This is a genomic window from Clostridium sp. 29_15, from assembly GCF_001916075.1.
Taxonomy (GTDB): domain Bacteria; phylum Bacillota; class Clostridia; order Clostridiales; family Clostridiaceae; genus Clostridium; species Clostridium lentum.
In genome coordinates, this window is sequence record NZ_MNRT01000035.1 from 1 (window position 1) to 13,467 (window position 13,467).

Annotated in this window: 13 protein-coding genes and 1 pseudogene; 10 read left to right on the forward strand and 4 right to left on the reverse strand. The window is 26.4% G+C overall.

Features of this window, described 5'->3' with window-relative positions; genetic code table 11:
• The first annotated feature begins 394 nt into the window (after nucleotides 1–394).
• From BHW04_RS07430 to BHW04_RS07445, 4 genes are all read left to right on the forward strand, one after another.
• Nucleotides 395–1,177: a hypothetical protein gene (locus tag BHW04_RS07430; RefSeq protein ID WP_302699308.1), complete on the forward strand. Its 783-nt coding sequence runs from the start codon at nucleotides 395–397 to the stop codon at nucleotides 1,175–1,177.
• Complete coding sequence (locus BHW04_RS07435) at nucleotides 1,170–1,529, forward strand: TatD family hydrolase (RefSeq protein ID WP_302699309.1); 360 nt, start codon at nucleotides 1,170–1,172, stop codon at nucleotides 1,527–1,529. The genes BHW04_RS07430 and BHW04_RS07435 overlap by 8 nt, the downstream gene beginning before the upstream one ends.
• Nucleotides 1,523–1,885: a TatD family hydrolase gene (locus BHW04_RS07440; protein WP_302699310.1), complete on the forward strand. Its 363-nt coding sequence runs from the start codon at nucleotides 1,523–1,525 to the stop codon at nucleotides 1,883–1,885. Before BHW04_RS07435 ends, BHW04_RS07440 begins: the two co-directional genes overlap by 7 nt.
• A gap of 349 nt (nucleotides 1,886–2,234) precedes the next feature.
• Nucleotides 2,235–2,393: a hypothetical protein gene (locus tag BHW04_RS07445; RefSeq protein ID WP_302631114.1), complete on the forward strand. Its 159-nt coding sequence runs from the start codon at nucleotides 2,235–2,237 to the stop codon at nucleotides 2,391–2,393.
• Nucleotides 2,394–2,683: 290 nt separating this feature from the next.
• On the opposite strand, the gene BHW04_RS07450 is transcribed toward BHW04_RS07445, so the two are convergent.
• Nucleotides 2,684–2,962, reverse strand: coding sequence for a helix-turn-helix domain-containing protein (locus BHW04_RS07450; protein WP_302699311.1), 279 nt, complete (start codon nucleotides 2,960–2,962; stop codon nucleotides 2,684–2,686).
• On the opposite strand from BHW04_RS07450, the pseudogene BHW04_RS07455 reads away from it, so the two are divergent.
• A pseudogene (locus BHW04_RS07455) lies at nucleotides 2,963–3,466 on the forward strand (FAD-dependent oxidoreductase); the annotation flags it as partial.
• A 283-nt stretch (nucleotides 3,467–3,749) separates the two neighbouring features.
• On the opposite strand, the gene BHW04_RS07460 reads toward BHW04_RS07455, so the two are convergent.
• Complete coding sequence (locus BHW04_RS07460) at nucleotides 3,750–5,888, reverse strand: GGDEF domain-containing protein (RefSeq protein ID WP_302699312.1); 2,139 nt, start codon at nucleotides 5,886–5,888, stop codon at nucleotides 3,750–3,752.
• A gap of 262 nt (nucleotides 5,889–6,150) precedes the next feature.
• On the opposite strand from BHW04_RS07460, the gene BHW04_RS07465 reads away from it, so the two are divergent.
• Entirely contained in the window at nucleotides 6,151–8,019 is a 1,869-nt protein-coding gene (locus BHW04_RS07465) for a glycosyltransferase (RefSeq protein ID WP_302699313.1), read from the forward strand.
• Nucleotides 8,020–8,089: 70 nt separating this feature from the next.
• Here BHW04_RS07465 and BHW04_RS07470 read toward each other — a convergent pair whose 3' ends face one another.
• On the reverse strand, nucleotides 8,090–8,533 hold the full coding sequence (locus BHW04_RS07470) for a hypothetical protein (RefSeq protein WP_302699314.1): 444 nt from the start codon (nucleotides 8,531–8,533) through the stop codon (nucleotides 8,090–8,092).
• A 74-nt stretch (nucleotides 8,534–8,607) separates the two neighbouring features.
• Entirely contained in the window at nucleotides 8,608–8,997 is a 390-nt protein-coding gene (locus BHW04_RS07475) for a PadR family transcriptional regulator (protein ID WP_022212501.1), read from the reverse strand.
• Between the two features lie 157 nt (nucleotides 8,998–9,154).
• On the opposite strand from BHW04_RS07475, the gene BHW04_RS07480 reads away from it, so the two are divergent.
• From BHW04_RS07480 to BHW04_RS07495, 4 genes are all read left to right on the forward strand, one after another.
• Entirely contained in the window at nucleotides 9,155–9,412 is a 258-nt protein-coding gene (locus BHW04_RS07480) for a ground-like protein (RefSeq protein ID WP_243166646.1), read from the forward strand.
• A gap of 117 nt (nucleotides 9,413–9,529) precedes the next feature.
• Nucleotides 9,530–10,195 (forward strand): hypothetical protein, encoded by a 666-nt coding sequence (locus BHW04_RS07485; protein WP_022212500.1) that lies wholly within the window; start codon nucleotides 9,530–9,532, stop codon nucleotides 10,193–10,195.
• 26 nt (nucleotides 10,196–10,221) lie between these two features.
• Nucleotides 10,222–10,974, forward strand: a complete 753-nt coding sequence (locus BHW04_RS07490) for a ClpP family protease (RefSeq protein ID WP_022212499.1) — start codon at nucleotides 10,222–10,224, stop codon at nucleotides 10,972–10,974.
• A 125-nt stretch (nucleotides 10,975–11,099) separates the two neighbouring features.
• Nucleotides 11,100–13,454 (forward strand): FtsK/SpoIIIE family DNA translocase, encoded by a 2,355-nt coding sequence (locus BHW04_RS07495; RefSeq protein WP_022212498.1) that lies wholly within the window; start codon nucleotides 11,100–11,102, stop codon nucleotides 13,452–13,454.
• Nucleotides 13,455–13,467: the final 13 nt, after the last annotated feature.

The following is a 13,467-nucleotide window of genomic DNA, read 5'->3' on the forward strand; positions in this document are numbered from 1 at the left end:
TAGAAGTAAATATTCCAGTATTAGATTTAGAAAAATGGAATAAAGTAAAGTATGATTTAGAGAAAACATTATGATTTTTAAGTGGTGATGTATGGAAGTTTAATTTTAGAAGTACTCTAGAGAAATTTAGAGGAAATAAAGTTAGCAAATTTAATTTAGTAAAAAATAAAGAATTTGATTGTGTTAGCTTATTTTCTGGAGGATTAGATTCATTTTGTGGTGCAGTAAAACTATTAGAAGAAAAAAAGAATATTTGTTTTGTAGGATTTAAGGAATATGGTCTTCTTGAGAAAAGACAAAAACAAATATTTGACATACTTGAAAATAACTACAATCAAAGTAATAAAGAGATACTATTATTTAATNNNNATTTAATGGAACACCATACGCACCGATGGTTAATAATGAAAAAGATAATAAATATAACATGGGGGTAGAAAGTACAAGTAGGAGTAGGTCATTTTTATTTATAGCTGGTGCATTGGCTATAGCAGCAATTATTGGCAATGATATTCCAGTGTATATTCCTGAAAATGGATTTATAGGATTAAATGTTGCCTTAACTATGAGTAGAAAGGGAACATGTAGTACTAGAACAACACACCCATATTTTTTAAGAGAACTCAATAAAATCATAGAGGCTATAGGCGTAACAAATAAGGTGGAGAATTTCTATGCATATAGGAGTAAGGGGAACATAGTTGAGGAAGTGAAGAGTACGCAAGCATTTATTGAGGGTGCAGGATTAACAATATCTTGCTCACATCCATGTTTATCAAGATATGATAAAATTACACCACCATTAAATTGTGGGTATTGTTATCCTTGCTTAATTAGACGAGCTTCAATGAATAATGCTAAGAGTTGTGATGGAAATTATAATACTAACTATAATATAAGCAGAGAGTTTATTAATAAATATAACAAAATAGAAGGAAGAGCAAGTGATTTAAAGGCGGTATTATGGAGTCTAAATAGATATTTATCACTAGAAGATAAATCAGAAGTGAAAAAATTAGTTATTAAAACAGGAAACTTATGTAATGATGAGGTAGAAAAACTATCAGAAGTTTATATTGAGTCTATGGAGCAATTAAAGATAATGGTAATAGAAGAGAGTAAAAATGATAATGGAGATATATTAAATTATACAGGAGTTGAGATTAAAAATGAATAATTTAATTGATACGCATTTTCATTTAGATTGTTATAAAAATCATAGTCAAATTTATGATGATATAAATAAATTAGAACAATATACTATTTGTGTTACTAATCTTCCAGGGGTATTTGAAAGCTGTATTGGAATGTATAAAGAGACTAAATACATAAAATTTGCAGTAGGATATAACCCTCAAATGATTATTAGTAATAAATTTGATAAGGTTTCATTTTTAAGAGCAATGCATAAAACCAAGTATGTAGGTGAAGTAGGATTGGATTTTTCAAAGCCTTATGAGAATTATAAATCAAAGCAAATAGTAATATTTGATTTTATTTGTAAAGAAAAGCTGAGAAAGAGGTGTTAGCTTTATTAAAAAAAAATAAAGTTAAATATGCTATAATTCATTGGTATACTGGTAATGTTGATTTGGTTAAAGAGTTTATTAAAGAGGGATATTACTTTTCCATTAATCCAGCTATGACAAGAAGTTTAGCTGGGAAAAAAATAATAGGTGAAATTCCGATGGAGAGAGTTTTGGTGGAAACTGATGGACCTATAAGTAAGATGAATGGAAAAAAAATTGAGCCAAAGAATCTTATTGAGGTTTATGAGAAGATTGATGATATATATAATATAAAAAATTGTAGAAATATTATTTATAATAACTTTAAAAGATTACTTAATGAAAATTTAAAAGATATAAATAGAGTACTTTATTAATAAAGAATCTATTCTAGTGGCATTATAGGAAGAAGCCATACAATAAAAGCAATTGCAGATAATATTAATAGCAAAAGTATTAAATAATAAAAGTATTAATTTGATATATAATGAGTATTGCAAGTTTAAAAAAGGTATAAATGTACTATCAGCAATTTTAAGTAAAGGATTAGAATTTTTTTATTATATAATTATTGTTAATGCAAATGATTTTAAAAATAATAAATGAGATAGAAGATTATTGTATATTGCAGTTACTAGAGCATTACATAAATTAGAGATTTATACTGATAGTAAGGGCGGCTTTATAACTTCTATTAATAAAAATTTATAGGAAAGCACGTTTAGATTGTCTATTGATCCTATTAATGATACATTAACAATTACTATTATAAAAACTTTAACGGATTGGTTTGGAAAGCTTCTACAAGAATATATAGATTATGTATATAATATGGACAGTTTAAGTGAGTTATCTAGATTCGTAAATAAGTTAGATGGCGTCTAAGATATAGACAAGATTTTTAAAGAAGAGGAGATTATTATAGTACAAAAAAACAATATAAATTTACAAAGATGAAAAAACTTTCAATGAAGCTAGTGTAATATTATAAACTGAATGTGAGATAGAACATCTAGATAAGTTAATTTGTAAGATTAAAGGCAGAGGTAAATTTGCAACTGAAAATCAATTGGATGTATTTTAAAAATAAAAGATTAAAAATAGTTTTAGAGTTAATGTTTAGGTTGTTAAGCATTAACTCTTTTTATAGTGTTTAAAGACCGGTAATTTTAAAATTACTGGTCTTTAAAATATGTATAATCAACATTAAGAACTTCAGCTATTTCTTTTATAGTTTCTGTTTTAGGGATTCGATTTCCTTGTTCCCAATAACATACACTAGTAAAGCTCCTATTCAATAAATTAGCAAATTCATGTTGATTTAAATTTCTCTCAAGTCTAAGATATCTTAATTTTTGAGCAAATGTATCTAATTCCATATCTTGTAGTGTAATGGTATTAATATTAAACTTTATTACTGAAAACAATGTTGCAAAAGTTGCACTTTTGTACACACTGCACATGCAAAGCTAATGACAACTTATTATCCACTAGAAAAGCTTAGAAAGATTATAGGATTAGAATATGCTAAATATATTGATCCTTACGCTGGAAGCAAAGGAAACTCCGTAAGATATCTATCTGTTGCTCCAAGGACTAATGATCTTAAAGTTGATGGAGTTGATAATCTATTTTGTGCAGGAGAAAAAAGTGGCTTATTTGTAGGTCATACTGAAGCCATATGCACTGGAAGCTTAGCAGGACATAATGCTGTAAGACTTGCTATAGGAGTACCTCTTCTTATATTACCTAGTTCAATTGCCATTGGAGATATAATTTCCTATGCTAATGAAAAGGCTAAAACAAGAGAAGGAAGAAAGAATAGATATACTTTTGCTGGTGCAGAATATTTTAAGCATATGCAAGATATTGGATTATATACACTTGATAAAGATGAAATTAATTTAAGAATTAAGAAGTTAAATCTTAATAATATATTCAATCTAAAATTAATATAAAAAGAGTCAATTTTTATTATACAACAAAGAGGACGGTAGATAGATTTGTGTAAAATACAAATCTGCCTACTGTCTTTTTATACGATTAGTTGGTAGTTGAGGATTTTTTATGACAAGAAAAAATGACATCAACATTAGTATTTCTAGATAATAAAAAATATTACTGGAAATCAAAATTACCAGTAATATTTGATTTATAAGAAACTATATTACACAAAATTATCTATAGTCTCGCAGATAGTTTTTATATTCTATAAAACTATCTGCTCTTATGTTTAAAAAATTAATTGTTTAGTATATTAGTTGAAAAGCCGTTTTTTCCATTTTCTTTTACAGTATATAAGATTTCATCTGCTTTTTGATATAGTTCAGTAAAATTTATATTATCTTTAGTAAATACAATTCCTATGCTCAATGATATATTTTGGCTAATATCATTATAAGTTACAGTCTTATTCATAGTATTACATAAGTTAGTTGCAATTTTAGATGCAACATGCAAATTACTAAAATCTAAATCCTTCATAAACACTATAAATTCATCACCACCCCAACGACCAACTATATCACTTTTTCTAAATAGACGTTTTAAATTGTCAGCTAAATCCTTTAGTACATCATCACCAATTTTATGACCTAAATTATCATTTACACCTTTAAAATTATCTATATCTATAATAAAAAATGCACCATATAAGTCATTAGATTTATTCTCAATATAATTACTTACTAGCTCTTTACATGCTCCACGATTAAATATTCCTGTTAACGAATCTGTTTCGCTTTTCTCCTTTAAAAGGCTATTTTGTTTATTTTTATTTTGTAATCTAATTTTCATAATTATATAGGTTGATAAAGATGTTATAACTAATATTGATATTATAAATATCATCACTTCAATATAATTTGAATATATAAATGATTGTAAGGTGATTTTGTTTTTAGTATATAATGTATTTTTATAAACAATAGTATTTAACTCTTCAGTAGAAATACTATTTATAATTTTATTTATAATTCTTAAAAGTAGTACATCATTATTATTTGATAATCCAATACATAAATCATTATTTAATTTATTTTTATATATAACAGATATGTTTTTATAATATTTTTCTCTTGTATTAGATTCTACACTATATAAATCACCATAGGTATAATCAGCAGTTCCTTTGTTTACTGCATTTATACAATCTTCAATATTATCGTAGTAAATAATTTTGCTACTATCAATATTTTCTATAGATATATCTAAATCATATAAATACTTTTTAGGTAGTGCTAATATTTTATTAGATTCATCAGCATTTACAGTTAATTTATTTTCTATTTTAAAAATAGGGGATGAAATATATGATTTTGTCATATATAAATTGTATTCATCCATAAAACTGTAATTATTAGGGATTCCAATCAAAATATCTGCTTTGTGTTCTTTAATAAAATTAAGTGCTTCTTCAAAGCTATCAACTACTTGAAGCTCTATATCTATATTTAACTTTTTAGAAATAATATTAGCGATATCGATAGAAATTCCTTCAGGTTTTTTATTTTTAGAATTCCAGTTTTGAAGAGGAGCAAAATTATTAACATATACAGCTTTGATTTTTTTTATGTTTTTTAAGAATTCTATTTCATCATGAGTTAAACTTAAATGATAGTTATCCTCAACTTGAAAATATTTATTGTATAAAGCTATACTGTAATTGGGACTTATTTGTCTTATTTGTGAAATTGAATAGTTAAGCTCTTTTATTATTGCATCATTTCCTTTTGTAGTAGCAAGATAGTATGGTCTTGATGCAAATTTTGTTACAACTCTTTCATCTTTATATAATAGTAAGTCCTTTGCTAAAATAGCATCAATTTCTTTATTTTTTAAAGCTGTATGTAATAAATTATCTGAATTTTTATCATATTCAATAATTTTTATATTTTCTATGTTGTTATTCTCACAAAATTTATAGAATTTATCTATAGCTGATGATCCTTCTATAACTCCAACAGTAATATCGTTTAAAGTTTTAAAGTCAGTTTCAACTATGGTGGTATTGTTTTTTAGTACAGAAATGGTATAATAGGATGCTCCTATATCATATTCAGGAAAATCGAATAGTGTTTCTGTAAAATCATTTTTTAACATTGCACCAGCAAGATCAATTTCTCCATTCATTAGTTTAGTAGTTATTTCATCTGGTGTACATTCTATAAAATTATATTTCCATCCAGTAAATTTTGATATTTCCATCAAATATTCATATAAATATCCAGTATATTTACCATCTATAAATTTTGAAAATCCGTCCACTTCTGAAAATCCTACATTGATAGTATTATCTTTAGCATAAGCTATTTGTAAAGGATAAAAATTCATTATATATGTTAGTAATAAAAGTATAGTTGTAAAAATTATTTTTTTCATAAAATATTCTCTTTCTTATTTAAGATTATTGTTTTATAGTATTCTTTATAATTAGTTTTTTTCAAATCTTCATTATTATATTTTTTATTTATAAATATATAGCATAATTAAACTCTCCTTAATTCATTTGCACTCAAACATTGAAAAATGTCGATATATATAGTATATTATTTGAGTATTAAGTATAATTTATATTGTTTTGGTTATTTTGTAAAGTTTTTAAATAAAAATAAATATTTTTTAAATGTAGAAAAGGAGTAGTATGGAAAAGTATACAATTATAATGTGTTTTTTGTTAGTTATAAGTTATTTTATAGCTAAAATTAATTTAAGTTATAAAAAAGGTATAATATTGGTAAATACTGTTGTTTCAATAACTTATATAATATGGAGAATAACAGTTATTCCAATTCATAGTGGTGTTTTTAGTTTTGTAATTGGTGTAATGCTTTATAGTGCTGAATTTTTAGGAGTGATAGCATTTTTTAATTTTCAATATTTATTTTATAAAAAATATAAATTAGAAGTTAAGACATTGGATGTTTATAAAAATGAGGAAATTCCATTTGTAGATATTCTAATATGTACATATAACGAACCACTATATTTATTAGAAAAAACAATAGCAGCATGTATAAATTTGCATTATCCACAAAACAAATTTAAAATACACATATGTGATGATGGTATAAGACAAAAGTTAAAAGAATTATGTGATAAATATGATATAAACTATATTACAAGAAATGATAATGCTGGTGCAAAAGCTGGTAATATAAATAATGCACTTAAATTTGTAAAAGGAGATTTATTTGTTGTATTAGATGCAGATATGATTCCTAAAAAATGTTTTTTATCTAAAACAGTTGGATATTTCTCCAATGAACATTTAGCATTTGTTCAAACTCCACAGGTTTATTATAATAAAGATATGTACCAATATAATTTATCTAAAAATATACCAAATGAGCAAGATTTTTTTATGAGAGATATTCAAGAAGCAAGAGCTGCTCATAATGCAGTCTTACATGTTGGTACAAATGCTGTATTTAGAAGAAAATATATAAATGAGATAGGTGGATATCCAACATATTCTATAACAGAAGATATGGCAGTTGGAATGATGTTGCAAGCTAAAGGATATGATTCTATTTTTGTAAATGAAGAATTAGTATTAGGTTTGAGTGCTGTTACTTTTGAAGAATTAGTTAAACAGAGGGACAGATGGTGTAGAGGGAATCTACAAGTTTTAAAGCATTTTAATCCTATATTTATGAAGGGATTAAGTTTTTCACAGAGAATAGCCTATTTTGATGGTGCTGTATATTGGTTTTCAAATTTACAAAAAATGATATATATGATATGTCCAATCATTTTTCTTATTACTGGAAGATTAATAATAGATTCATCCTTAATTAATCTATTAATGTTTTATATTCCTTTTATATTAGGAAATATATTAATTTTTGAAGTATTATCCCCTAAAACAAGAAGTGCAAAGTGGAGTCATTATTATGATATTGCTATGTCACCACATTTGAGTTTATCTATATTAAAAGAACTTATTGGATTAAAAATTAATTTTAATATTACATCAAAAGAAGTTATACAAAACAAGAGATATTTTCATTATAAGATAGTTATACCACATATATTAATGATAATTGTAACTATAATATCATGGATAATATCTACAAGGTCATATATATATAATAATATAAGCGTAGGAGCATATATACTAAATATGGCATGGAGTATATATAATTTCATAGGTATTGGAGTTTCTTTATATGTAGCATATCAAAAACCAATATTTAGAACCAGTGAAAGGATTATGATAACTGAAAATATTGTTGTAGAAATAAGTAATGATTATGGTTCAATACAAGGAAATCTAATTGATATATCTGAAATTGGAGTTGGAGTAAGATTACATAATATTAACGAAAATATTCTGAAAGTTAAAGATAATATTATGCTTGATTTAAATAAAACTAAATTTGAATGTGAAGTAATAAGAACTAGTAACGATTTTGTTGCATTAAAATTCAAAAAAATATGTCCAAGCCAAATGAAAATTATTATGAGTATTTTTACTGATAATATGAGTCCATATTATAAAATTAAATAGAAGATAAAATAATATTCTATAGTTAAAAACTAAAAGAGAATTCTAATGCGAATTCTCTTTTAGTTTTTAACTATGCTGTTATAAGTTTATAACATGATAAGCGCAATTCACCATTAGGCGAAGTTCGAATAAACCACTGATAATTGCTATTACTGTATGTTTGCTTTTTTACCTCCGAAAGTTCACAAGAGGTGACTACTGGAATATAGTAGTACAGAATCGTATCCTTTTGCAAAGTTATAAAAACTGTAGCTTCATAGTCAGTAAAATAATCTGTTAATGTATCAAGACAAATTTCAATATACTCATCAGTAACATCAAATCTACATTCATATTCTTGGCGAGTTTTAATATTTTGTAATATTACACTCATCTTAGAAAAATCTTTTAGTTCTAATTTAGAATAATATAAAAATATACTGTTTGAAATTTTAACAAATTTTTTTACTTTTAATCTTTTATTAGGAAAATAAATCAATGATTTGTGATTTTCTAGTTCATTAATTTCTATCATTTGGTGACTCCTTTCTATATATTATAAATATTTTAATGATATAATATATAGAAATATTTATAAAATGTTACTAATCATACAAGCATTTCTATCATTAAATCTAATGTGGATTTTGTCTTCTTTAAATTATCAACATAATCAGCTATATGATTTTTATAAAATTCTACGCCTTCATCTGTAATGGCATATACTTTTTTACTTCGTTTATTCATAGCTTCATCACCTATCCAATGGCTTGTTACATAGCCTTTAAGTTCTAAATCATATAATGTTTCATATATGGTACTTGATGAAACAGGAAAAGGTCTCTCAGCATTTTGAAATTTATTACGAAATACCTCTAATATTTTATTACCAAATATAGTTTCTCCTTTAGCTAATTCTTTTAGTATATAAAATGTATATAACATTTTTGTATTAACAACATTTCTTGGTGCAACAAGACGATTTCTATTATTGCTCATTTTTCGTTCATCCTTTCAAATATCTCTTGTATATATTAATAGTATCAAATATAGATATCAAAGTCTAATTATTCAATTTTTAATAAACATATTTTGAACCTAAATACTAAGTTAAGAATAGAATATATTATAGAACTAAAGATAGGAGATGATTAACTTGTCAAGTAGCAAAAAATCTTGTAAATGCTACGAGTGTTGTTGTAAACCTTGCAATACATGCTGTACTCCTTGTTGTAATCAATGTTATAATCCTTGCGGTTGTAATAATTACGGATGCGGATATGGCGGATACGGCGGAAACTGTGGTTGTGGAGGATTTGGCAACGGCTTTGGAGGTGGCTATGGCGGAGCTGGTGGTTGTGGCTGCTGGTGGTGGATAATTCTTATCTTCCTATTTGGTGGTTGCTGCTGGTAATAGTCATTAGAGTTGGAGTATTGAAATTTTTTTCAATACTTCTTTTTTAAAATTTAATAATTTTTTTTATGTAAAGGGGCAACATATTATTGTAATTAATTTGTTGGAGGGTTTTAGTTGAAAAAAATATTATTAATTATAATGATAGTAAGTTTACTAATTCCTTTTAAAATACCTATGGCATACAAAGAATTTGATTATTCTAGAACAAGTGAAAATGATGAAGATTTTCCTTATCCTAAATTAGATGATTTAATGAAAGAGTTAAAAGAGAAAAGGAAACAGATTGAACAGCAAAGATTAGAGGAAATTAAGGCAAAAAAAATTGAACAAGGTGAATTAATTGATGAGTCTGCTGAAGAAAATAATGATGATAAAAAAAATCATGAAAAAGTTGAAAAAAACAAAGAGCAGGAAGTAATTCCATCATTAATAGTTAGACTTAGAGGTAAGCATTCAGAAAAATATCTTTGCTCATATAGCTTTATAGAAGTTGAAAATAACTCTGAGAAAATAATAGCAAAAGATATTATCACTGATTATGAAAAACTCCTTAAAAAATCATCTTTAAAAGTCAGAGCTAATGAGAACATTAACTTTGAGTTTAGTACTGTACCTAAAAATGTCACAGTTTCAATATGGAATTTAGATAATAAAGCCTTAACTGTCAAAAGAGGCTGCATTAAAGTTCCAGATTTAGAGGGAAAATATGTGCTTATTGTTAAAGGAAATTATAAAAATGGCTTTGTTAAATATGCTGTAGTAGTAGATATAAGAAAATAAAATACTTGTTAGAAAGGACATTAACTATGAACGAAACTTTTGAGGAAAAGAAACATATAAGTGAATTAAATCCTGAAATTAGCGATGAAAATGACAAAAACGAAAAAAATACTCCTCCTATTACCAGTTGGAAACCTCAATCAGAAAGAATTGAAGAAATAAAAGAATTGGGTACTAATAATAAAAATCAAAGTGTGCAAGTACTACCTATAATTGGGCAAATTGAAGGGCATATGGTACTTCCACCACAAACAAAAACAACAAAATATGAACATATAGTACCACAATTAATATCCATACAGCAAAATGATGATGTAAAGGGTCTACTTATTGTATTAAATACTGTAGGAGGAGATGTTGAAGCAGGGCTTGCTATTGCAGAAATGATTAGGTCTATTGCAAAACCAACTGTTTCTATAGTAATTGGTGGAGGACATTCAATTGGAGTACCACTTGCAACTTCAGCAGATTATTCATTTATAACACCATCTGCTACAATGATAGTTCATCCTGTAAGAATGAATGGATTTGTTATTGGTGTAGCACAAACATTTAATTATTTTAAGAAAATGCAAGAACGTATAAATAACTTTATTGTACGTACTTCACATATTGATAAAGAAACTCTTGAACAAATGATGTTAAGATCTGATGAACTACTAAATGATGTAGGAACAATTCTAATTGGTAATCAAGCAGTAGAATGTGGTCTTATTGATGAAGTAGGAGGAATAACTCAAGCACTAAACAAACTTAATGAATTAATTGGAATTAAATAAAAAGATTAGTAAAAAAGAAATCCTTATTTATGGATTTCTTTTTTTAATAAATCTATTTTAATTAAATTTATACTATAATATAATTAATCTATTAAATTTATTTAACATTTACTAGGGGGGATAAAATGGCTAAAAATAAAAAAAAGCCAATGAATAAAAAAAATACTAATGAAAATTCCAATAATAAAACTGATATAAAAGGCATAATTTTAATTAGTCTAGGTTTAATATTAGCTCTGGCTATATATACAAATTTTGCTGGTGCTCTATCTATTTTTGCAAGGAAAATTATTTTTAATTTAATAGGTATATTGTCATTAGGACTTCCTATATATCTAATTTACTTTGGAATTAATCTTATAAAGTTTAAGAGCAATATCAAATATGCAAGAAAGATTATAGGTATAACAGTTATATATGTAATAATTGGGTTGTTCTTTGCTACTGTTAAAATTCAAACAGTTGATTCTATAGGATTCTCTAATACATTAAGAGATATTTTAAGTTATGATGGATTTAATATCCATGGAGGCCTTCTATGCCATATTATCGCATATCCTTTATCAATGCTAGTAGGATTTCTAGGTGCCTATATATTTTATATAACTTTTGCTATTATAAGTTCTGTGTTATTAATGGACATAACATTATATGAAGTATATACGGAGATTGTAAATAAATTTAAATCTAGAAAAAAAGCTATTAGAAAGTTTAAATCTTCAAATAAAAAAGCTTCTTCACCATCTATTGCAATTGATGATTCATCAGAAGATAAATTTATAAAAGATATCAATAATAAAATTAAGATATTAGACTTTATGAGAAATTCTGAAATTAAGGACAATGTTGATACATTACCTGAAATAAATATCCATATATCTGAAGAAGATAATACTCTTGATGAATATAATGTAGAGCTTTTTAATAATATAAAGCATTCTAGTACTAAACATAATAAAGGAATTACTGAATCTGAAAAAAATGTTGTAACTAAAGAAATTGATACAATGCTTAATACAAGTAAAGAAAATTCTATTAAAATTTATACTTACCCAAAACTGGACTTATTGAATAATAATGCTAAATCTAAAATGAAAAATGAAGACAAACAAGATCTTTTTGATAATGCTAATAAATTGGAAGATACCTTGATGAGTTTTGGTGTAGAAGCAAAAGTGTTACAGGTTACTAAAGGGCCATCGGTAACACGCTTTGAAATCCAGCCTAGCCCAGGCGTTAAAGTTTCGAAAATTGTAAATTTACAGGATGATATTGCTTTAGGACTTGCAGCTAGTGCCGTAAGAATGGAGGCACCTATTCCAGGTAAATCAGCTATAGGCATAGAAGTACCTAATAAAAAGCAAACTCCAGTATTCTTGAGAGAGGTACTTGATTCTAAGGAGTTCCAAGAAAGCACAAAGAAGATTTCTTTTGCTTTAGGTAAGGATATCACTGGTACATGTATCGTTGGTGATTTAAGTGAAATGCCTCATATGCTTATTGCAGGAGCTACAGGTTCTGGAAAGTCTGTATGCATCAATTCACTTATAGTGAGTCTTTTATATAAATATTCACCTGATGAAATAAAGCTATTGATGATTGACCCTAAGGTTGTTGAACTTAGTATTTATAATGGAATTCCTCACTTGCTAATTCCAGTAGTCACAGAACCTAAAAAAGCAGCAGGTGCCTTAAATTGGGCTGTAAATGAAATGGATAAAAGATATGAACTATTTACTAAATATAAAGTTAAAAACATAAAATCTTATAACCAGCAAGTTGATAAAGGTTTTATAAGCGAAAAGCTTCCTTATATAGTTCTAATTGTAGATGAGCTTGCTGACTTAATGATGACATGCCCTAATGATGTAGAAGACTACATATGTAGACTTGCACAAAAAGCTAGAGCAGCAGGTATACATCTTATTATAGCTACTCAAAGGCCTTCCGTAGATGTAATAACAGGTGTAATAAAAGCTAATATTCCATCAAGAATATCTTTTGCTGTTTCATCAGGTGTCGACTCTAGAACAATTCTTGATCAAACAGGTGCTGAGAAATTATTAGGAAGAGGTGATATGCTTTACTCTCCAATGGGTGCTAATAAACCACTTAGAATACAAGGGGCATTTATATCTGAAGAGGAAGTGGAAAATGTAGTAGACTTTATAAAAAGTAGTGAAGATGAAGTAAATTATAGAGAGGAAATCATTGAACATATTAATAATGAAAACTTATCCTCTAGCAGTCACAGTGGTGATAGCGAAGAAAATGATGAACTTTTAGATGAAGCAATTAAGCTTGTAGTTGAATACCAACAGGCATCTACGTCCTTTATACAAAGAAAGCTTAGAATTGGATTTAATAGAGCTTCAAGGATTATGGAAGAGCTTGAGGCTAAGGGTATAATTTCTGAAAGAGATGGTAGTAAGCCAAGACAAGTGCTTATAGCAAAAGATGAAATTTATAATGAACAGTAATACAAAATACTTG